At 44.0% G+C, this 21,603-nt stretch carries 14 protein-coding genes, 1 riboswitch and 1 other annotated feature; of the genes, 9 read left to right on the top strand and 5 right to left on the bottom strand.

Going from position 1 to position 21,603, the window contains the following annotated elements:
• Genes TY16_RS04290 through xylF form a run of 3 tightly spaced genes read left to right on the top strand, consistent with a single transcriptional unit; the run spans position 1 to position 4,110 of the window.
• Positions 1-1,446 carry a sensor histidine kinase gene (locus TY16_RS04290; RefSeq protein WP_043930531.1) on the top strand — a complete coding sequence of 482 codons (1,446 nt, stop codon included), beginning with the start codon at positions 1-3 and terminating at the stop codon, positions 1,444-1,446.
• Positions 1,443-3,014, top strand: a complete 1,572-nt coding sequence (locus tag TY16_RS04285; RefSeq protein WP_043930530.1) for a response regulator — start codon at positions 1,443-1,445, stop codon at positions 3,012-3,014. The genes TY16_RS04290 and TY16_RS04285 overlap by 4 nt, the downstream gene beginning before the upstream one ends.
• Position 3,015: 1 nt before the next feature.
• On the top strand, positions 3,016-4,110 hold the full coding sequence (gene xylF, locus TY16_RS04280) for a D-xylose ABC transporter substrate-binding protein (RefSeq protein WP_043930529.1): 1,095 nt from the start codon (positions 3,016-3,018) through the stop codon (positions 4,108-4,110).
• 126 nt (positions 4,111-4,236) lie between these two features.
• On the opposite strand, the gene TY16_RS04275 is transcribed toward xylF, so the two are convergent.
• Genes TY16_RS04275 through TY16_RS04265 form a run of 3 tightly spaced genes read right to left on the bottom strand, consistent with a single transcriptional unit; the run spans position 4,237 to position 8,037 of the window.
• A complete protein-coding gene (locus TY16_RS04275; protein WP_043930528.1) occupies positions 4,237-4,704 on the bottom strand; it encodes a flavodoxin domain-containing protein in 468 nt (155 codons plus the stop codon).
• Positions 4,685-5,731 (bottom strand): ribonucleotide-diphosphate reductase subunit beta, encoded by a 1,047-nt coding sequence (locus TY16_RS04270; RefSeq protein ID WP_043930526.1) that lies wholly within the window; start codon positions 5,729-5,731, stop codon positions 4,685-4,687. Before TY16_RS04270 ends, TY16_RS04275 begins: the two co-directional genes overlap by 20 nt.
• A gap of 17 nt (positions 5,732-5,748) precedes the next feature.
• Positions 5,749-8,037: a ribonucleoside-diphosphate reductase subunit alpha gene (locus TY16_RS04265; RefSeq protein ID WP_043930525.1), complete on the bottom strand. Its 2,289-nt coding sequence runs from the start codon at positions 8,035-8,037 to the stop codon at positions 5,749-5,751.
• Between the two features lie 138 nt (positions 8,038-8,175).
• Positions 8,176-8,372, bottom strand: a riboswitch (cobalamin riboswitch).
• Positions 8,373-8,585: 213 nt separating this feature from the next.
• Between TY16_RS04265 and TY16_RS04260 the strand changes: the two genes are divergently transcribed.
• Positions 8,586-9,257 (top strand): ThuA domain-containing protein, encoded by a 672-nt coding sequence (locus TY16_RS04260; RefSeq protein ID WP_043930523.1) that lies wholly within the window; start codon positions 8,586-8,588, stop codon positions 9,255-9,257.
• Between the two features lie 118 nt (positions 9,258-9,375).
• On the opposite strand, the gene TY16_RS04255 is transcribed toward TY16_RS04260, so the two are convergent.
• Positions 9,376-10,440, bottom strand: coding sequence for an LLM class flavin-dependent oxidoreductase (locus tag TY16_RS04255; RefSeq protein WP_043930522.1), 1,065 nt, complete (start codon positions 10,438-10,440; stop codon positions 9,376-9,378).
• 207 nt (positions 10,441-10,647) lie between these two features.
• Positions 10,648-10,859 (top strand) — a binding site (T-box leader).
• 97 nt (positions 10,860-10,956) lie between these two features.
• On the opposite strand from TY16_RS04255, the gene TY16_RS04250 reads away from it, so the two are divergent.
• From TY16_RS04250 to TY16_RS04240, 3 genes are all read left to right on the top strand, one after another.
• The gene (locus tag TY16_RS04250; RefSeq protein ID WP_043930520.1) at positions 10,957-12,147 is read left to right on the top strand and encodes a pyridoxal-phosphate-dependent aminotransferase family protein; all 1,191 of its coding nucleotides are present in this window, start codon (positions 10,957-10,959) and stop codon (positions 12,145-12,147) included.
• Between the two features lie 107 nt (positions 12,148-12,254).
• Entirely contained in the window at positions 12,255-13,850 is a 1,596-nt protein-coding gene (gene serA / locus TY16_RS04245) for a phosphoglycerate dehydrogenase (RefSeq protein ID WP_043930519.1), read from the top strand.
• Positions 13,851-14,147: 297 nt separating this feature from the next.
• On the top strand, positions 14,148-18,701 hold the full coding sequence (locus TY16_RS04240; RefSeq protein ID WP_081772880.1) for a bifunctional 2',3'-cyclic-nucleotide 2'-phosphodiesterase/3'-nucleotidase: 4,554 nt from the start codon (positions 14,148-14,150) through the stop codon (positions 18,699-18,701).
• Between the two features lie 111 nt (positions 18,702-18,812).
• Here TY16_RS04240 and TY16_RS04235 read toward each other — a convergent pair whose 3' ends face one another.
• On the bottom strand, positions 18,813-19,781 hold the full coding sequence (locus tag TY16_RS04235) for an NAD(P)-dependent alcohol dehydrogenase (protein ID WP_043934498.1): 969 nt from the start codon (positions 19,779-19,781) through the stop codon (positions 18,813-18,815).
• Between the two features lie 134 nt (positions 19,782-19,915).
• Here TY16_RS04235 and TY16_RS04230 point away from each other — a divergent pair, with 134 nt between their 5' ends.
• Together TY16_RS04230 and TY16_RS04225 are read left to right on the top strand one after the other, a co-directional pair.
• A complete protein-coding gene (locus TY16_RS04230) occupies positions 19,916-20,305 on the top strand; it encodes a hypothetical protein (protein WP_043930518.1) in 390 nt (129 codons plus the stop codon).
• Between the two features lie 54 nt (positions 20,306-20,359).
• Complete coding sequence (locus TY16_RS04225) at positions 20,360-21,412, top strand: LLM class flavin-dependent oxidoreductase (protein WP_043930517.1); 1,053 nt, start codon at positions 20,360-20,362, stop codon at positions 21,410-21,412.
• Positions 21,413-21,603 lie beyond the last annotated feature (191 nt).

The following is a 21,603-nucleotide window of genomic DNA, read 5'->3' as shown; positions in this document are numbered from 1 at the left end:
ATGAGCAAAATTCAAAAGAAAATATGGATGCATGCCATTACAGTCCTTTTCATAATGGCCTCAATTTGGGGGGCGCTTACTTTTTACAATCAAAAAACGCAAACCCAATATAATGATATCCTTGAGCGTTACTTAAGCCTAAACGAAGTGACGATTTCAAGCCAGAAACTGATTACAGATGTGAACGATTACTTGATAAAGTCTTCAAAGGAAAATTTCGAGGAGGTTATTAAAAGTAAAGGGGAGCTGCGGAGTGCAAAATATAAAGTCTTTGCTCTTAAAAACGACGAGAACGATTTTGAACTTACAAACATTGTAAACTTGATTGATAGCCTGATAGAAACAGTGGATAGGTCTCTCCTGTTCCAAACAGAAAATGAAACCGAGGCGTCTTTAAAGGAATTTTCTGAAGCAACACGAATTACAGGATATATTTCTGATACAACACTTGTTTTGTTGGACAAGGAATTAAAAACATATGAAAGTTTTTATCACGGTATTATCCAGCAGTCCAATGATCTGCGGACATTAGGGATTTGGCTTATGCTTCTTATCACCTTTTTAATGCTGGCGATTACGTACTGGTTTTCGAGAAGTATTACAAAACCCGTTCTTAAATTGACCCAGGCAGCAAACGAACTGTCAAAGGGACGGTTTGATTTGAAAATCGACATTAAATCTAATGATGAAATTGCTTTTCTTGGAAAAACGTTTGACCGGATGAGAATCAATATTAATAACTTAATATCAGAAATCCGAGAAAAGGCGCTTCTTGAACGGGAACTGCAGGAAAACAAGCTTCTTTTGCAGGAAAGTCAGCTTCGTACTTTGCAGAGCCAGATAAATCCGCATTTTCTCTTTAACACTCTTAATATACTTTCCAAAAAAGCGTATCTTGAGGGGGCCGAAGAGACGAGTGATCTGCTTGTAAACGTAGCTGGACTATTGCGATACAACCTAAAAAGAATCGACACTTCTGTCACACTAGGTGAAGAGGCCGATGTATTGCAACAGTATATCGAAATTCAAAAAGCGAGGTTTACAGAACGCCTTCAATTTTATAAGGAAATCGATGAATCATGCCTGGATATCCAAATACCGGGTCTGACATTGCAGCCTATTGTTGAAAACGCTGTCATCCACGCGATTGAACCGAGGGAAAATGGCGGGTCTATATGGTTCCGGGTCGTTGATGGGGGTGAATGGATCCTTATTGAACTTGAAGATGACGGGCCGGGGATGGCGGCAGATACAATTAGGTCTATTTTAGAGGAACTTCCTGTTAAGACGGATGGCCAGTCCACGGGAATCGGCTTTAGCAATGTCATACAGCGCCTCCGCCTTTTTTACGGACAGCAAGATGTAATGGAAATCCTGAGCAATAAAGATAAAGGAACAAAGATTGTCTTGAAAATACCTAAAACTAAGGAGAACCAAGTAGCATGATGAAGCTCCTGATTGTTGATGACGAACAGATTGAAAGAGAAGGGCTTCGCGCGATATTGCAGAAGGCGTTTCCTGACATCCTTATCGAAGAGGCCAAGAATGGTAGTACGGCCATTGCGCTTGCAGATGAATTTCATCCCGATCTTATTTTAATGGATATCAAGATGCCAGGCATGAGCGGTCTTGAGGCAATAGCGGCAATTAAGGAAAATCAGCCACATATAAAATTTGTCATGGTTACAGCCTTTGATATGTTTGAATATGCACGTCAGGCGATTAAGCTTGGCGTTAAAGATTATTTGCTAAAACCGAGCAAAGCCACGGAAATAACCACGACTGTCGGCAGGGTGCTGCAAGAGTGCAAGTCGGAAAAGCACAGTCTTGAGTCTAGAAAGATTCAGGATGCGGCTATGCAAAAAGCACTGGCACTCGTCGAAACCGATGTTGTCACCCAATTGTTGTTTGACCATGTACATGAGGTCCATATCAATATGCTTGTTGAAATGCTAGATATACGATCAGCAAATCAAAGTTTTATAATGCTTGTTATCTTGCCGGAAGAGCCTGAGTCTTATTACTCAATGGTGAAAGAAAAGGTTAGAAAGGCACATAGCGGGTGGGTTGGAGCCATGTATAGCCACCAGATTCCTATCATTGTGTTCAGGAAACAGGATGTATCGTTCCGATCCCAGGCGGCCTCACTAGCGAGGGATATACTTTCCTTATCAAATTCGAGCCTTAGCAAAGATTGGTTCATAGGAATTGGAAATGTGTGCGATTCACTCGATCAAATCAGGCAATCGTATCAGGAATCATTAATAGCTTCCATGGATAGGACCATCCCAGCCCGGCACCGTTTTTATATGGATACCCCAATACTTGGAGGAGATGGAAACAGGCAGCACGACAAGCAAAAGCAAAAACAGTTCTTCGACCAGGTCAGGTTAGGAGAATGGGGACAAGTCCGCCAGGGTGTAATGGAAGTTATTCAATCCTGTGAAAATGACGGAGTCAATCTGCTTCAAGCCCAGCAGAGGGTACTTGAATTACTTTGGCTTACAACCCGGTTGATGGATGAAATAGGCATTGAGGTGGAAACGCCCATTTATTCAGCACAAGCCCAAGATTATCGCCATCTCCGTTCTGAGACAAGTTATTTGCTGGAGAAGATTAGACAGAAGCATGCCGAGAACTACGAGAAGAAGGATACAGATTCAATTTTGAAAATAAAACACTATATTATTGAGCATTCTCATGAAGATATTTCGCTTGAGGCGCTTGGCAATAAAGTAGGCTTAAGCCCGATTTATATTAGCAAAATTTTTAAGGAAAAGCTTGGTGTTAATTATATTGATTTTTTAACAGAATGCCGCATAGAGAAGGCCAAAAAACTACTGAATGACCTTGAAAAAAGCATTAAAGAAATAACTTTCGAGGTTGGATATCATGAACCAAACTATTTCAGTAAGGTTTTTAAAAAAGCAACTGGTACATCGCCAAAAGAGTACCGAACCAGTCTTTTTGGCAATAAAGCAATTCAAGTAAGGAAAATGGAAAAGGTGGAATGAAATGCGGAGGATATTTACCATCATCGTAATTTTCCTGATGGCTATAAGCCTAATAAGTGTTCTCCAAGCTTGTGAAAAAGAGGTTGCCCTGGATAAGCCGCCATTAACGGAGAAACCGAAGAAACCGCAGCGTGAAGATCCAAAACTTGATAACAGTAAAATCAAAATCGGCTTTTCAATGGATACATTGCGGGAGGACAGATGGCTGAAGGATCGGGATTTATTCATAGAGGCTGTTCGCGCTTTAGGTGCAGAGGTAGAGGTGACGGCTGCCAGTGGGGATGACGCATTGCAAATTGCTCAAGCTGAAACGCTAATTAGCAAGGGCGTAGACGTTCTGGTTGTCGTTCCCCATAATGCGGAATCCATGGCCACAATTGTTGACAAAGCTCATCTCGCTGGCATAAAGGTCATTGCCTATGACCGTCTTGTAAAAAACGCCAATCTTAATTATTATGTTTCCTTCGATAATCTCCAGGTCGGTGAGCTGCAAGCCAAGGCGATAACGGATTTGGTTCCAAAAGGCAAATATGTCTATATCGGAGGAGCCGAGACAGATTATAATGCACATTTAATTAAAAAAGGTGTTTTCAAAGTCCTACAACCTTTTATTGATAAAGGGGACATAAAGGTAGTATATGACCAATGGAGTAAGGATTGGACACCGGACAATGCCTTTGCAAACATGCAGGCCGCCTTGGAGGCCAATGGTAATCAGATTGATGCCGTTATTGCAGCAAATGATGCCACTGCCGGTGGAGTGATACAAGCACTTAAGGCGCAGGGACTAGAGGGCAAAATCCCCGTTGCCGGCCAGGACGCGGATCTTGCAGCCATGCACAGAATTCTTTCCGGAACTCAGAAAATGACTGTGTATAAGTCGATTAAATCCTTAACTGAGGAAGCTGCCCGGCTTGCTGTCCAGCTTGCAAAAGGTGAAAGCCCAGAAACATTCAGGATTATAAACAATGGCAAAGTAGAGGTCCCGTCCGTACTACTTCCACCAATCGCGGTCGATAAAAATACAATTGACGAGATCGTAATTGCGGATGGATTCCATTCAAGGGAAGAAGTTTATGGGTATGATAAAAAATAGTTCTCACAGATAGGGGTTTGAAATCCGCAACTTTGCAGTCCAATTCGGAATGAATTGGACTGCTCTTTTCCTAATTAGACTAAGCCGGATTAATGTATGGCTCTAACATGGAAAACCTTATATTCATTAATTTTTAACTTTCTCCACACATTTTAGTATACTTTCCACAAACCTCTTGCAGCGTGGCAGGTCGGTCATTTGAGGTTTTAGTTCCACTTTTAAGGTAGCTGCTAGCCTAGACTGTACGAAAAGCATATCCCTAAACTCATCGACAGCACCACAAAAGTTGGGATAGAAACTGTCCCCGGTGCCAATCACCCCGGTCACAACTTCTGAAACATCTTGAGTTTCAAATCCATTATAAATAGGGAGAATTTCACGGGGCAGTGTTCCATTACCCCACGTATACGTTCCGACAATCACAGCGTCAAATGTGCCAAGTATTTCCATTGGGAACAGGTTCGCCTGATAGATGACAGGATATATGGACAGTTTCCTAAACTCGCTTTCTATTATTTCTGCAAGCTCTTTCGTGTTTCCGGTTATAGATGTGTAAATTATAGCGATATTCTTTTTATAGCTCATCAAAGCCATTGGATTGAGTCACCTTTGAATATGTTCGGGATTTTTGCTCAAAAAAATCGGATTTCGTTTCATTGATCATTTCATCGCTAAAAACGTGAATCCATGGCATCGGGTTTTCTCTTTCCTTAAATAAATTAGTAAATCCTAATTGACGCAGTCTTTTATTGGCCAAATATTCGATGTATGAATGAAACTCTTCAAGATCGATTCCATTGATGTCGTGCAGGATTTCGTCTGCCCATTCCTTCTCCAATAAAACAGCTTGTCCAATAGCCTCATAGATAAATTGAATGTTTTCACTTGTATTTAGTTCGGGGTTTTCTGCTAACATAATTCGGATAAACTGTGACATGAAATAGGCATGCTGCATTTCATCACGTTGAATATAGCTGATCATGGTGCTTGTTTTAAGCATCTTTTGCTGGCGGGCAAGATTGTAAAAAAAGGCGAAGCCCGCGTAAAAATAAATTCCTTCCAGGTTAATGGAGTTTATCCCTAGCTCAAATAATGCTTGGGGGGACGGTTCACTTCGAAATTGCTCATATGATTGTAAAATGAACTTATTTCTTTTTTGAACAATCCGATCTTCTTTGGCTTGATTGAAACGATTGTTTTGTTCGCTTAAAGGCACCAGTGAGCTAAGGATATATGAGTATGATTCATTATGGACAGCTTCTTGTTGGGAGATGACAGCAAAAATTGCTTTAAAACTTGAATCGGTGACATAGTCCATAACCTGGCTCATCGTTGGTGTCTGGAGGCTGTCCAACGAAGCAAGCTGAGTATTGACCCGTAAAAAGATGTCTTTTTCTATTTCGCTAAGGTAGTCCCACTGCTTTATATCATCTTGCATATTAATCTCCTGCGCTTTCCAGAAGTTTGACAGCAGCGTTTGATAAACGTCGTACATCTGCGGATAGGCAATATCATTCCAGTTGAGCAAACCGGATGTTTTTCCGTTGATAATCCCAGTTGACCGGTTTGGTTCACTAAGATTTAATAATTTGCTTTTAGTTAAAGGGGCATATATATTCATGGGTTTCTCCTCTCTAGTTAACTATGACAAGCTTCACATTCTTCAATTTGGGCCTGTGACGTACTCCGGACATAATAGGTAGTCTTCAATCCCTGTTTCCATGATTCGATATGGAGGTTTAATAGGTCCTTCGCCTTAATGTCATGCCTCACGTAAAGATTGAAGCTGATTGATTGGTCGATATGTCGCTGGCGTTTGGCATTCTGGCGGATGCTCCAGGTTTGGTCAAGTTCATGCCGGGCGCGGCGGTAATAGTTATAGGTAACATGGTTTAAATCCGGTGCTGTTACCTTAAACTTGAAGTTCTTTTTTTCTTCCGCGTATTCCACCGAGTAGAGCGGGTCGATTCCATCCGTAGAACCGCCTATTTTTGCGGTAGAGGAATTGGGTGCGACCGCCATGAGCCAGCCATTGCGAAGGCCGTGTGTCTGAATCTTATCCTTCAGATCTTGCCAACGGCTCGATGTGTAATTTTTTCTTTTAAAATAATTGCCGGTTTCCCATTCAGAACCTTTGAATTTGCTGTAGGCTCCTTTTTCCTTTGCTAGTTCCATTGAGGAAAGGATTGTGTAATAAGCGATATCCTCGTAAAGCTTATCTGCAAATTCAACCGCCTTTTCAGATTCCCAATGGATTCCTTCTAATGCCAGCAAGTGATGCCAACCGAACGAACCAAGGCCAATTGCCCTGAACATTTGATTGGTTTTCTGAGCCTGTGCAACCGGAATCGTGTTTAAATCAATGACGTTATCAAGCATCCTGACCTGGATTTTAATGAGTCGTTCCAGTACCGAAGCTGAAAATGCTTTTGCCAAATTGATTGAGGAGAGGTTGCAAACAACGAAATTACCAGGCTTTCGGACTGTCACCAGATTGCCGTCTTGATTCTCATATTCGTTAATAATCGTTGTTGGTGACATGTTCTGGGTGATCTCCGTACATAAGTTACTGCAATAAATCGCCGTCCTTCCTTCACCGAGCAGGTGTTTATTAGGATTCTGGCGGTTTACTTCATCCCTATAGAACATATAAGGAGTCCCGGTCTCAAGCTGGGCCACCATTATTCTCGCCATGATATCCATTGCCCGATATGTTTTCCTTGGCAGGAGTGGATTGCTGACAGCTTCCATGTATTTTTCGGTGAACATCTTTTTATCGACATCATCATAAAAGTCCTCTAGCCCAAGTGGCTGTCCGTTTTCATCTTTCCATCCCATCAATTGCTTTACTTGGTGGGGACAAAAGGTGTGCCACACTCCAATACTCCGCCCATGTTCATCTGTTTCAAGCAGCATTTCCATAAACAGGTCAGGAATCGCTACACCTGTAAAAATATCATGAGCTTTTCTCCGTTCATCACCATTATTGGTTTTTAAATCGAGGAAACCGTTCATGATATCTTTATGAAAAACATCAAGATAGACTGCGATAGCTCCTTGCCTTTGTCCAAGCTGGTCGACGCTTACCGCTGTTCCGTTAATGAGACGGATCCAGGGAATGACTCCGGAAGACATTCCTTTGAAGCCTTTTATATCAGAGCCAAGCGCGCGAACTTTCCCGTAATATACTCCAATCCCGCCGCCATCCTTGCTTAATCGCGCGATATCCCAATTGTTCAAGTAGATACCATCGAGAGAATCCTCAACCGTATCAATGAAGCAGGAGGAAAGTTGGCCATAATTTTTCCCGGCATTGGAAAGGGTAGGTGTCGCCACGGTCATGTATAAATTGCTCATGGCCCAATAAGCTTCTTTGATAAGGGAAAGCCTGTTGGGCTTAGGCTCATTCATCAATAAATACATTGCGATAATCATAAATCGTTCCTGAGGCAGCTCGAATAAATTTCTCTCATGGTCCCTTGCCAAATACCTGTCTGCGAATAAAAATAATCCTATGTAATTAAAGAGGCAGTCTTTTTCAGGTTTAATTTCCCTTTCGAGTTCCTCTATTTCTTCTCTTGTATATGTGTTTAATAGCTCCGGGGAGTAAATCCCTTTTTTCGTTAAAGTTATAATCAGGTTATATAAATCGCCATATTGTAAATCCGCGTCGTATCCGCGGTTTCTTGCTGCTTCTTTATATAATTCTTTAAGATAAAGTCTTGCTGCTAAAAAAGTCCAATTTGGCTGGTCCATTGCTATTCTATTCAATGCATATAACATTGCCTGGTAGTTTACATCTTTGCCTGATGCCCGCCACTCAGCTACTTTCCCCATAATTTCTGTAATATCAAGCTTGTATTGACTGGCCGTTTCTTCGATTGCCTTTGCTAGGTCCAACCCCTCAATCTGAATTTGATGTTCCATGAAAATCCCCTCCTGATAAAATAAAAATCCGCTCAGTGAAACTGAGCGGATGAAACGATCACCTCAGGTGAGGGCGAAAAAAGCGTACACAGGACCCTGCTGAGTGCCATCGTTTCATCTTCCCAATCCCCGAGAAAGTGAAACAGCTTAAGATGGACAGGTCTCCTGACTTATGCTTCAACCTACTTTGAACCCTTCCCCTGCAGGCACCTGACATCCAAGCACGTTGCAAAGTGGTTTGTTCATTTCGTCGCATTTACAGTTGCGGGGGCAGTTCCGGCATTTCACCGGATTCCCTATTAAGCCCAATGGCATCCAATCTCAAGGCAATACTATATATAGTTGTTATTTTATTAAAATCACCATCATCTAGTACATGTATAGTATATTAACGAAAGTCTCATAGAATAGCAAACTATAAAGATTACACATAATTTTTCCTGAAATCCACTTTCTGCAAAAGGCAAGATGCCCAGCTGCTTTTTTTCTCCGAAGTGGTTAGCACTTGGCAGAGAAGGGAACGTTTCAATAGATAGGAGGTAATCAATATGAAAGTAACCATCTGGAATGAATTCCGTCATGAAAAGAACGATCTTCCCGTAAAGGAGATTTATCCGGAAGGAATACATACTATAATTAAACGATTTCTTGAGAAAGCGGGAATTGAGTCTGTCACAACAGCAACGCTTGATGAGCCAGAGCACGGATTAACTGACGAAGTACTGCAAAATACGGACGTTTTAATTTGGTGGGGGCATCAATCCCATGAGGAAGTAAGGGATGAAATTGTTGAAAAAGTGAAGCACCGCGTTTTGGAAGGAATGGGCCTGATTGCCTTGCATTCTGCCCATTACTCAAAAATTTTCAAAAAGCTTATGGGAACTGACTGCAGTTTGAAATGGCGAGAAGCAGACGACAAGGAACGGCTATGGGTAGTCGAACCGGGCCACCCGATTGCCAATGGGATTCCAGAGGTCATCGAGCTAGAGCAAGAGGAGATGTACGGCGAGCACTTCGATATCCCACAGCCGGACGAACTTGTCTTCATAAGCTGGTTTACCGGTGGGGAAGTGTTCCGAAGCGGTTGTACGTTTACCCGCGGGAAGGGGAGGATTTTCTATTTTCGTCCAGGACACGAGACGTTCCCGACCTACCAAAACAAATATATCCAAAAAGTTATCATAAACGCAGTGAAATGGGCAGCACCAGGCCGAACATAGAATTATCCAGCCGACCCTGTCGGCTGGATACTTCTTTTTAAAAAACCGCCGAATTAATTTCAAAATCGCAGAATTATTTCTGGAATCGCCGAATTAACACTCCAAACCGTCGGATTATTTAGCGCTTATTCAATTCCCTTCGTAAAACTGGTGCGACTTCAGTTGCCAGCAGCTCGATACCCTCTACAATCTTCTTAAATGGAACGGCGCCAATGTCTATCTGGGCAAGGAATCTTGTATGTCCAAAGAGTTCGTGCTGATGAAGAACCTTTTCAATAATTTGTTGCGGGCTGCCTACGAAAAGTGCAGTATCCGGGCCGGCCATTTTGTCAAAGTCATTTCTCGAAATGCTTGTAGCCATTCCCCGCTGGCCGTTTACATATTTCCAGTAATTTGAATAGTAAGGATAAAACTCATCCTTTGCCTGCTGGGTTGTTTTTGCGATAAATCCGTGGCCGGTTACACCCAGCTTTAGGCGCTCCTCAGGGTGGCCAGATTCCAATCCTGCCTGGCGATAAATATCGGCAAGTGCTTTGAACCGGATTGGGTCGCCTCCAAGGATGGCCATCGCCATGCCAACACCGAGTTTTCCGGCGCGAATTGCGCTCTCAGGTGAACCGCCTACGCCAATCCAGACTGGCAGCTCTTTTTGGTAAGGTCGAGGGGCGATTTCAGCATTGTTTATTGGAGACCGAAACTTGCCTTCCCAGCTAACCCGTTCGTTCTGGTTAAGCTTAAGCAGCAATTCCATATTTTCCGAAAACAATTCATCATAATCATCGAGGCTATAACCGAACAGAGGGAATGACTCAATGAATGCTCCCCGGCCGGCAATGATTTCTGCGCGCCCATCCGAGATTAAATCCAGTGTTGCGAAATCCTCGAACAAACGAACCGGATCAATCGTACTCAAAACAGTCGTGGTGCTTGTCAGTTTAATCCGTTTTGTTTGCTGGGCAATACCGGCAAGGACGACAGCTGGAGTAGACACGGAATAATCGAGGCGGTGGTGCTCCCCAACTCCAAAAATATCAAGGCCTGCCTCATCTGCTAGCTTTGCAGCAGCCATAATTTCTTTGAGGCGCTCTCCCGCACTAATTGTTTTTCCTGTATGAGGGTCAGGACAAATATCCCCAAGGGTGTAAAGGCCGATCTCGAAGGAGTTGTTATTTTCATGTATCAATGGTAGTCCTCCAGTTATATTAGCTAAATTAAGTTACTTTATATAAGTAGGTTTATCAAAGTAAGTTTATCGTGAAATCATCAAATCGACAAGCTTTTTTACTATAATTTTTATGCTCTTACCCTATTAGTTGTATCAAAAACAAACTTTTTCATACAAATAGGTCTTTACAAAAGGCAATAATTGAGTTAAAGTTTTCTGTATATTCTAAAAGTACTGATGAAGACGGCTATAAGAAGGAGTCCCAGAGAGTCGGTGGCCGCTGTGAACCGATGCCTTTCTTATTAAAGCCCAGCACTTCTGAACTGGTCTGCTGAACAATAAAGTAGGCGGACACGGTGAAAGCCGTTATCTTTCCTGAGGTTGCCTTTTGACTGGCAACGAATGAGGGTGGCACCGCGTTATTCCACGCCCCTCATAACAGACGCATGCTCTGTTATGGGGGGCGTTTTTATTTTGTTTTCTTGCGCCTATGGTTTTGTATTGGAAGATAATTAGCGGAGGGAATGATGAAGGATGATGATTGACCAGCAAGCTTTATTTACCCCGGGACCCACGCCAGTTCCAGAACGAGTGAAGCATGCGATGAACCAGCCGATGATTGCGCATCGCAGTAAACAGTTCTCGAGCCTTCTTGAAGAGGTATCGTTACGCCTCCGACCAGCATTCGGCTCGGAAAATCCCGTGACAGTCATTTCTGGAAGTGGGACGGCCGCCCTGGAAACAGCAGCAGCCAACGTGGTGGAGGAAGGCGACCATGTGATTGTCATCGTAACAGGAGCATTCGGGGACCGGTTCGCCAGCATTTGTGAGTCATTCGGTGCTAATGTGTACCGACTTGAAATAGAATGGGGGAAAACCTGCTCCGCACTGGAACTTGATGATTTTTTTAAAAAAATCAACGTCAGTGTTAAGGCGGTTTTCGCTACCTATTGTGAAACCTCGACAGGTGTGTTCAACCCAATAAAGGCGCTGGGTGATGTAGTCAAGGAGCAGTCTGACGCGTTATTTATTGTTGATGGAGTTAGCTGCATTGGCGCAGTAAACGTGGATATGGAAGCCTGGCACATTGACATTCTGGCAGCAGGTTCCCAGAAAGCTCTCATGCTCCCTCCAGGACTCGCATTCATCGCAACCAGTGATAAGGCGCGCTCCGCCATCTCTGCCTGTAAGACAAAACGGTTTTACCTTGATTTAAACCGCTACTTCTCTTCTTTTGAAAAAGAAACGTCGACGCCATTTACGCCAGCTGTCTCATTGATATACGGAGCGCTCGAGGTTTGCAGGATGCTCGAGGAGGAAGGTTTTGACCATGTTGTTTCCCGTCACCTTCTGCTTAAGGAAATGGTCCGTGAAGGGGTTAAAGCATTGGGCATGCCGCTGCTGACAAGCGATGAGGATGCATCCTCTACCGTGACAGCAATCGTGACCAACAATGAAAAAACCAGGCAGCTGAAAAAAGTGCTGCAGGACCAGTTTGCCATTACCATCGCGGGCGGCCAGAAAAAGCTGAAAGGAGAAATCATCCGCATTGGCCATATGGGTTATTGCACACCGTTTGATGTGATGAAGGTTTTAACAGGGATGGAATTGGCACTCGCTCAGCTAGGCGAAAAGGAAGTGCTTGGAGCAGCAACCTCAAAAGCTAAGGAAGTTTGGCTTAAGAGCTTGTTAAAGCAAGAGCAAAACGAATGGGTACGAACTTGAATCGCGTTTTTTAAAACAAATCGGGAAAGAAAATATGAACGACTAAAAAACCAAAACCAAGCTTCAAAAGACAACAAATTTTGAATAACCAGTGGGGAGGCAGAATAATGTTTAAGGTGTTGATTACAGATAGTATTAGTGATAGCGGGCTTCAAGCTTTATATGAACATCCTCTTTTCACCGTAGATAAGCAGGTTGGCCTTCCGCACTCCGATCTTGTTGAGCAAATCCATCATTATGATGCATTAATTGTCCGCAGCCAAACAAAGGTAACCGAGGACATCATTCAGAAGGCGGACCGCCTAAAGGTGATTGCCCGGGCCGGGGTCGGTGTAGATAACATTGATGTGAGCGCGGCGACACGCAAAGGAATTCTTGTCATTAACGCGCCTGGCGGGAATACCATTGCTGCTACTGAGCACACGTTGGCGATGCTGCTTGCGCTCGCCCGTAATATCCCGCAGGCCCACGAGATTACATCCAAAGGTGAATGGAACCGCGGTGCCTTCCAGGGAGTCGAATTATACAGGAAAACTTTAGGAGTCATCGGTATGGGTAAAATCGGTACTGAGGTTGCCAAGCGGGCAAAAAGCTTTGGAATGGAGATTCTCGGCTTTGACCCCTATCTGACCGAAGAGCGCGCAGCCAAACTTGGAATCGTCAAGGCAACAATCGATGAAATTGCAAGAAATTCCGATTTTATTACGATTCACACACCGCTTATTAATGCGACCCGAAATCTGGTGGATGATGAATTTTTGGCAAAAACAAAAAGGGGTGTCAGGTTTATTAACTGTGCAAGAGGCGGGATTATCGACGAGGAAGCACTGGTGAGGTCAATCAATGACGGTCATGTGGCAGGGGCTGCCCTTGATGTATTCCAGACAGAGCCGCCTACCAACAGCGGACTGCTCAATCACCCGCGAATCATTACCACCCCACATCTTGGGGCATCGACAGTCGAAGCACAGGAAAAGGTCGCTGAAGAGGTTAGTGAGGAAATCATTGAAATTCTTCAATCAAAGGTTGTCCGCCATGCTGTCAACATGCCGCAAATCTCCACTGAAGCGATGAAGAGCCTGCAGCCATATCTCCGGCTTGGGGAACAGGTCGGCCAGCTTGTTATCCAGCTGTTGCACGAAGCACCCAATAAAATCGACATTGATTACTACGGAGATTTGATTAAGGAAGACACAGACCTTATTTCAAGGTCGATTGTAAAAGGAGTGCTGACCCATCACCTGAGCGATTCTGTAAATCTGGTAAATGCCCTGCACCTTTTAAACGAGCATGGAGTTCCGCACACTGTGCGGAAAAACACAAATAATAAAGGCTTTGCGAATTATGTGGAAGTGACGGTCTCAAACGGAAACAGAAAAGCTTGCATTGGTGCCACAGTTCTCAATGGATATGGCGAACGGATTGTGAAGATTAATAAGTACCGTGTCGATGTCCGCCCTGAACGCCATCTGTTATTCATTAATCATCATGATGTTCCCGGGATGATCGGCAGAGTAGGTGCACTTCTGGGGGATCACCAAATTAATATTGGTACGATGCAGGTAGGCCGGGCCGATGTCGGCGGCGAGGCCATTATGGTACTGACACTTGATAAACCAATCAGCCATGAGGTCTTACAAGGCTTGACCGCCATCGACGGATTGAAGGAAGCGCAGTTGTTGGAATTGTATCCAGATCATTAAATAACTTGAACGCACATTCAGATGTGCGTTCTTTTTTTGCGATTTTTTTATCGGAGGGAGCTCATTTTAATAGCTTGAGTAGAGTCGAATTATGAGTAATTTTGCAATGTAAAAATTTTTTAAAATCATTCGACAATATCTATTATTCTAGTTTACTAGGTTGTATAATATGTAAGCGGTTAACAGGTAATACGTCATACCTCTTGAACTATTATTTGCTAATTGATAGAAAATCGGAAAGGAGAACAGTTTTTTAGTAGGATTAACTATTTTATTCTATTTAAGGAGCGTTCTTTCATGAAGAAAAAGAACTTAGGGATGTTTAGCAAGGTAACGGCTGCTGCTGTTCTGGCCAGCACGATTCTCTCCCCTATAGGCAGCTTGTCCGCGAATGCCGAGACGGCTCCCGGATCAATTGATCTTAGGATTTTGGAGACAACTGATGTCCATGCCAATATTATGGACTATGATTACTATCAAACAAAGTCAACAATCGAGTACGGACTCACCAGGACTGCGGATCTGATTAATACTGCCCGTGCTGAGAAACAAAACTCCCTGCTTTTTGACAATGGGGACCTACTACAAGGTAATCCTCTTGCCGATTACATTGCCAAAGTGAAAAAACTTGGCGCAACTGAAACACACCCTGTCTATAAGGCTATGAACCTGTTGGACTATGATGCTGCTACATTCGGAAACCATGAGTTTAACTATGGCTTGGATTTCCTTCACAATGCAATTGAGGAAGCTAAGTTTCCTTATGTAAACGCCAATATTTATGCTGATGACAAAGATAACGACAATACCAATGATGCAAATAAATATAAGCCGTACCAAATCCTTAAACGAACCTTTAAGGACAGCAACGGCAATAATGTAGAGCTTAAGGTTGGTGTCATCGGGCTCGTAACTCCTCAAATTATGCAGTGGGATAAGGCGAACCTTGAAGGCCAAGTAAAAGTTAAGGACATAGTTGCAACCGCTGAAAAATTCGTGCCGCAAATGAAAGCTGAAGGTGCTGACCTTGTAGTAGCTCTTGCGCACACTGGATTTGACGCTACAGCAGAAGCCTACAAAGATGCGGAAAATGCTGTTCTTCCTTTGAGCAAGGTAACAGATATCGACGCGATTCTTTTCGGACACAAGCACGTAGTATTCCCAGGTACAGCTCCTGACTTTGCTAATGTAAACGGCGTTGATGCTACAAACGGCACAATCAATGGTGTTGCAGCTGTTGAGGCAGGTAACTGGGGCAACAACCTTGGTGTCATTGACATGAAAATTGAGCAAGTAAATGGCAAATGGGAAGTAACAGGCTCAAAGTCTGCTTCAAGGCCAGTATTTGTAACTGAGAAGCAAGCAGATGGCAGCTCAAAGAAAATTGCAAAAGCTACTCCTGTTCAAGCTATTGCAGACGCTGTAAAGACTGAGCACGAAGAAACAATCCAATTTGTAAATACAAAAATTGGAACAACAAACGCACCAATGTACAGCTATTTTGCACGTGTGCAGGATGATCCCACTATCCAAATCGTAAACAACGCACAGACTTGGTATGTTGAAAACTATGTTGCGAAAAACCTTCCTGAATATAAGAATGTACCAATCCTTTCTGCAGGTGCACCGTTTAAAGCCGGCCGTGGAGGTCCAAACGATTATACGTACATTCAAAAAGGTGACCTGACAATCAAGAGTGCAAATGACCTTTATTTGTACCCTAACACATTGAAGGCTGTTGAATTGACTGGAGCACAAGTTAAAGAGTGGCTTGAAATGTCAGCGGCACAATTCAATGAAGTGAACCTTGAGTCTTCTGATTCACAAGACATTATCAACTCTGCTTTTGAAACATTCAATTATGACGTAATCGACGGTGTCAAGTATGAAATTGATATCACTGTACCAGCTAAGTACAAACCAGACGGATCAATCAATAATGCAAACTCAAGCCGTATCAAAAATCTTCGCCTGCTGGATGGCACGAAAGTTGACCCAGCACAGAAGTTCCTAGTTGCCACAAACAACTACCGTGCAACAGGCGGCGGTAACTTCCCTGGCCTAGCTGGCGGAAAAGCAAAGATTGTTATTGATTCACCAGACGAGAATCGCCAAATCTTGATGGATTACATCATGACTCAACCTTCCATCGATCCTTCGGCGGATGGCAACTGGAGCATTAAGCCAATCAACAAAGAAGTTGACCTGTTCTTTAAATCTTCACCATCTGATGAAGCACAAGGATTCACTGCTGATACAACAAACATCAAATATACTGGTAGTACTTCTGATTCAAAAGGAACATGGGGTAAGTACTCCATCGACCTTTTCCAGGCTCCACCAGCGAACATTAAAGTTCAGCTTTTGGGAATTAACGATTTCCACGGCCAGCTTGATACAACAAAAGTTGTAAGCGGAAAAGTTGCCGGCGGAGCTGAATATCTAGCTTCTTACTTGAAGCAGCGTGAAAGAACAAATCCAAATACATTGATGGTTCACTCTGGAGACGCAGTTGGAGCCAGCTCTCCGACATCGGCCCTTCTGCAGGACGAGCCTACAATGGAATTCTTAAATGACCTTGGTTTCGATGTTGGTACTGTTGGAAACCATGAATTTGATGAAGGCGTAGCAGAAATGATGCGCTTGATTGACGGCGGACGCCATCCTAAAACATACGATCAATTCGGCGTTTTCAAAGGTGTTGACTTCCCATATGTTTCTGGGAATATCGTAAACTCGGAAACCAATGAGCTAATTTTTGATCCGTATGTAGTGAAAGAAGTAGGCAGCGCGAAGGTTGGTTTCATCGGCGTCACGCTTTCCGATACACCAAGCATTGTAACACCTGCGGGTACTGCGGGAGTTAAGTTCCTTGACGAAGTACCTCAAATCAATAAGTACGCTGCTGAGTTGAAGTCCAAAGGCGTTGAAGCAATTGTAGTTCTTGCTCACAACCCTGGAGTTTCCAATACAGACGGCACAAACGCTTCTGGCGAGATCGTTGATTTTGCCAACCAGGTAGATGATGAAGTAGATGTTATCTTTGGCGCGCACAACCATGCGTATACAAATGCGTTAGTTGATAACAAACTACTTGTTCAAGCTTATTCTTCCGGTACTGCTTTTGCGGATGTAGACATTGAAATCGATCCTGTAACTGGTGATATCGTTGAAAAGCGTGCAAGTGTTGTTACAACATTCCAGAATGGTGTAACTCCTGATGCAGCTGTAAAGGCAAAGGTTGACAGCTACAAAGCAATTGTTTCCCCAATCATCGATCGTGTAATTGGTGAAGCAGCTGTTGAAATGAAAGATGATCAAAACGAGCATGGTGAGTCTGTACTCGGTAATGTTATTGCCGATGCAATGAAAGCTGAAATGGGCTCAGACTTTGCATTTATGAACCCAGGCGGAATCCGTGCTGACCTCAATGCGGGTGAAATCACTTGGGGTGAATTGTTCACAATCCAGCCATTCGGCAACGATCTTGTGAAAATGACTCTGACTGGCCAGCAGGTAAAAGACCTTCTGAACCAACAGTGGACTCCAAATAAAGTTAGAATGCTTCAAATCGCTGGTTTGAAATACACTTGGTCCGAGCAGTTGCCAATGGGTAACCGCGTTGTTGATGTATTCCTTCCAGATGGAAGCAAGATTGATTTAAATAAAGATTACACTGTAACAGTAAATAACTTCATGGCAGGCGGCGGCGATAACTATACTGCCCTACTAGGCGGGAAAAACCCTGAAATTGGGCCAACTGACCTTGACGGACTTGTCAATTATGTTGCTGCACAGCCTAAACCGTTCACTGCACAAATTGAAGGCCGTCACTTGAAGGTTGTTGATACTACAACCACAGCTCCTGTTGTAAATGAAGTTACAACTGATAGCACTGCAATTACTGGAACTGCGGAAGCTGGTGCAACGGTTGTTGCAAAAGTTGCCGATGCTGAAATTGGCCGTTCGACTGCTGACAATGCAGGTGCATTCTCGATTACTATCGAAAAGCAGGCTGCTGATACTGAAATTTCGGTTGTAGCAACAGACTTGGTTGGAAACGTTAGTACTGCTACTGTAGTAAAAGTGGTGGACAAAGCTGCTCCAAATAAGCCGTTCGTAAACCAGGTTCGTGATAATGATAAGAAAGTTACTGGTAAATCGGAAGTCGATGGCAAAGTAACTGTTAAAAAAGGTTCTACAGTTCTTGGAACGGGTGTTGTTGATAAGAACGGCAGCTTCTCCGTTACATTGAAGGCTGCTCAGCCGGCAGGAACTGTTCTGACAGTAACCGTTGCCGACAAAGCTGGAAATGTAAGTGAAGCAACCTCCGTAACAGTTGTTGATAAAACAGCTCCAGTGAAGCCGGTTGTAAACACTGTTAAGGATTCCGACAAGAAAGTTACCGGTAAAGCAGAAGCTGGCTCCAAAGTAACTGTAAAAGCGGGATCCACTGTCCTCGGCTATGCGAATGCCGACAAGTATGGCAGCTTCTCTGTTACGTTGAAGAAAGCTCAAAAGGCTGGTACAAAACTGACTGTGTTCGTTACTGACAAAGCTGGCAATAACTCTGTCTCTGTAACAGTGTCAGTGGTAGACAAGACTCCTCCGGCAGCTCCAACAGTAAACAAAGTGAAAGCTTCTTCCACAACCGTTACAGGTAAAGCCGAAGCTTATTCCACTGTTTACGTAAAGGCTGGCAGCAAGGTAGTCGGCTACGCAACAGCGAACAAATACGGTAATTATACTGTGAAAATCAAGAAACAAAAAGCTGGCACAAAGCTGACTGTCCAAGCGAAGGACAAGGCTGGAAACTATGGTAAATCAGTTAGTGTTACTGTAGCGAAGTAAGACAACCTGGCACGTGATTATTAAAAAATCCCCTCCACGCATCTATTTGGAGGGGATTTTTTATGCTGCAATTTGGAAAAGGGTAAGCTGAGAAAGAAATCGACCGGTATGTCAGACTGTAATAACGACTTTCCCCTGAGCATGCCCTTCTGAAAAATATCTGAAGGCATCAGCGATATCGCTAAGCTGGTATTTACGGTCAATAATGGGTTTTAATTTTCCTGCTTCCACAAGCTCTTTAATTGCAATCAAGTCGTGTTGATTTTGCCGCTGAAGGAAATTGCCAATCTTCTTATTGCTGGTCATCGAAATCCAAGGGCCTAGTGCCATTGCCTGGAACATCTGGGACTCCGAACCCCCGACATGGACAAAAATACCGTTATCCTTTAAAACTCGTTTGTAAGCAGAAATCGGCTGGTGTCCATTTACACCCAGAATCAGGTCATAGCGCTCCGGTTTTTCTGTGAAGTTTTCCTTTTTGTAGTCAATCACATAGTCGGCTCCGATTGCCTTAGCGATATCGGCATTCCTTGTACTGCATACCGCAGTTACTTCTGCGCCCATCGCCTTAGCAATCTGGACGGCAAACGTTCCAACACCGCCAGATGCCCCATTAATTAGCACCTTTTTACCGGCCTGAGTTTTTCCTTTATCACGCAGGCTCTGCAGTGCGGTCGCGGCTGCCATCGGGATCGCCGCTGCCTCTTCATACGATAAATTGGCTGGTTTCAAGGCGAGGGCACGCTCAGGAACAGCAACATACTCTGCATATCCGCCCCAGCCGGAGCTTGATAGATCGCCAAACACCTCGTCATCAGGAGCGAATTGAGTAACATCTTTGCCTACCGCCTCAACCCGCCCAGCGATATCGCCGCCAGGTATTGGGTATTTTGGTTTGCGAAGGCCGAAGACGAAGCGGGCCAGGAAGGGCTCTCCTTTTAAAAGGACGAGGTTGCCAAAATTAACAGAGGAGGCATGGATCCTCACGAGCACTTGATTATCCTTTGGTATTGGCTTCTCTACATCCTTTAATGTTAGGACATCAGGGGACCCGTATTGGTTACTCACAATTGCTTTAATACAAACCAACTCCTTATTATGGTTGATGAAAAGTCGTACTAATATAGTCTTTTATTTGTACGCTTGTAATCTAAAGTAGTTTCGGAAATTTCTGTTTTTTTGTTCGACATCATTTTGTTGAAAAGAATTGAAGGATGGAACTTGTTAATTCAGAGAAAAATACTGAATTGAAATTATTTAAAATGGTCCAGCTCAGCAAACGGTTGCGGACCGGTGGGAATCACCTGAGAATGTTCCTTATCAAATATGCTTCTCTTGAACCGATTTATAAATCAAGACAACTTTTTATGGAATCAAGACAGATTTTTCGATATACAGGACATTTCCCGGAAGATACAGGACATTTCCCAAACTTTACAGGACAGTTTTACAATTTTTCAGGACAAACTCCATTCCAAGCTCAACTGATAGCACAACCCACAACCAAACAGGAAAAACCACACTCCATGAATTTTAAAGAAAGAAAAAATAGAAACCGTCCTGATCAATCCAGCACGCATTTGTTGAAAATAGTAGAAGGGTAGGATACGTTTATCGTATCGCTTTAGGAACGAGCCAAATAAAGGGAGGAAATCATAATGGAAATAGGGATAAGTACCTTTGTTGAAACCACACCAGACCCGCAAACAGGCGAAGTCATCAGCCATGCACAGCGGATTCGCGAAGTGGTGGAAGAAATTATTTTAGCGGACCAGGTTGGGCTGGACGTATTTGGAGTAGGGGAGCATCACCGCGAGGATTACGCCGCTTCAGCACCTGCTGTTGTACTGGCTGCGGCAGCCTCACAGACAAAACGAATTCGGCTGACGAGCGCGGTCACTGTGCTTTCATCCGACGACCCTGTCCGTGTCTTCCAGGACTTCGCAACCCTTGATGCAGTTTCGAATGGCCGCGCAGAAATCATGGCAGGCAGGGGTTCGTTCATTGAATCGTTCCCGCTCTTTGGATATGATTTGCAGGATTACAACGAACTATTTGAGGAAAAGCTGGATTTGCTCCTACACCTGCAACAATCCGAAAAGGTCACCTGGAGCGGCAAGCACCGTGCGGCCATCAACAATTTGGGTATCTACCCACGGCCAGTCCAGGATCCATTGCCAATCTGGATCGGGAGCGGAGGCAATCAGGAATCGGTAGCCCGGGCTGGATTGCTCGGCTTACCGCTTGTCCTCGCAATTATCGGCGGAAGCCCAAGGCATTTCGCCCCGCTTGTCAATCTTTATTACCGCGCAGCGGAGCATGCCGGACACGACCGTTCCAAGCTGAAAGTTGCTTCGCATTCCCATGGATTTGTGGGGGGAAGTACGGAAGAGGCAGCAGATAAATTTTTCCCATCAACCGCACAGGCAATGACGAAACTGGGTAGGGAGAGAGGATGGGGCCAGTATACCCGTTCGACATTTGATGCTGCACGCAGTCTTGAGGGAGCATTGTATGTCGGAGACCCTGATACCGTTGCGGAAAAAATCATTCACTTGCGAAAGAATGTTGGCGTCACGAGGTTCATGCTGCATTGCCCTGTCGGCACGATGCCTCATGAGGACGTCATGAAATCAATTGAGCTATTGGGCAAGGAAGTGGCACCTCGCGTTAGGGAAGAAGTGGCTCGGTGGGAAGCAGAGCAGCGATAAGGCGGGGGTTACAGTGAAGCTATTTTATCCTGGCAAAATCGTCAAGAACCATCATTGACGACCGTGCCATCCATTAGTTAATCGGCAGGGTCGTTCAGAAGCTCTATTGACGACCGCGCCGTCCCATTTTTTCTCAGCAGAGTCGTTAAGAGCCACTATTGGTGACCGTGCCGTCACATTTTTTTCAGCAG

The sequence above is a fragment of the Bacillus sp. EB01 genome, assembly GCF_000613125.1.
Classification (GTDB): domain Bacteria; phylum Bacillota; class Bacilli; order Bacillales; family Cytobacillaceae; genus Bacillus_D.
This window is presented reverse-complemented; position numbering and strand designations above follow the sequence as displayed.

What these genes read in the sequence shown, in the direction of transcription:
- TY16_RS04275 (WP_043930528.1), bottom strand. Translation starts at nt 4,704, where the DNA reads ATGGCTTTGATGAGCTATAAAAAGAATATCGCTATAATTTACACATCT.
- TY16_RS04265 (WP_043930525.1), bottom strand. Translation starts at nt 8,037, where the DNA reads ATGGAACATCAAATTCAGATTGAGGGGTTGGACCTAGCAAAGGCAATC.
- TY16_RS04260 (WP_043930523.1), top strand. Translation starts at nt 8,586, where the DNA reads ATGAAAGTAACCATCTGGAATGAATTCCGTCATGAAAAGAACGATCTT.
- TY16_RS04240 (WP_081772880.1), top strand. Translation starts at nt 14,148, where the DNA reads ATGAAGAAAAAGAACTTAGGGATGTTTAGCAAGGTAACGGCTGCTGCT.
- xylF (WP_043930529.1), top strand. Translation starts at nt 3,016, where the DNA reads ATGCGGAGGATATTTACCATCATCGTAATTTTCCTGATGGCTATAAGC.
- serA (WP_043930519.1), top strand. Translation starts at nt 12,255, where the DNA reads ATGTTTAAGGTGTTGATTACAGATAGTATTAGTGATAGCGGGCTTCAA.
- TY16_RS04225 (WP_043930517.1), top strand. Translation starts at nt 20,360, where the DNA reads ATGGAAATAGGGATAAGTACCTTTGTTGAAACCACACCAGACCCGCAA.
- TY16_RS04290 (WP_043930531.1), top strand. Translation starts at nt 1, where the DNA reads ATGAGCAAAATTCAAAAGAAAATATGGATGCATGCCATTACAGTCCTT.
- TY16_RS04250 (WP_043930520.1), top strand. Translation starts at nt 10,957, where the DNA reads ATGATGATTGACCAGCAAGCTTTATTTACCCCGGGACCCACGCCAGTT.
- TY16_RS04230 (WP_043930518.1), top strand. Translation starts at nt 19,916, where the DNA reads ATGGAACTTGTTAATTCAGAGAAAAATACTGAATTGAAATTATTTAAA.
- TY16_RS04285 (WP_043930530.1), top strand. Translation starts at nt 1,443, where the DNA reads ATGATGAAGCTCCTGATTGTTGATGACGAACAGATTGAAAGAGAAGGG.
- TY16_RS04270 (WP_043930526.1), bottom strand. Translation starts at nt 5,731, where the DNA reads ATGAATATATATGCCCCTTTAACTAAAAGCAAATTATTAAATCTTAGT.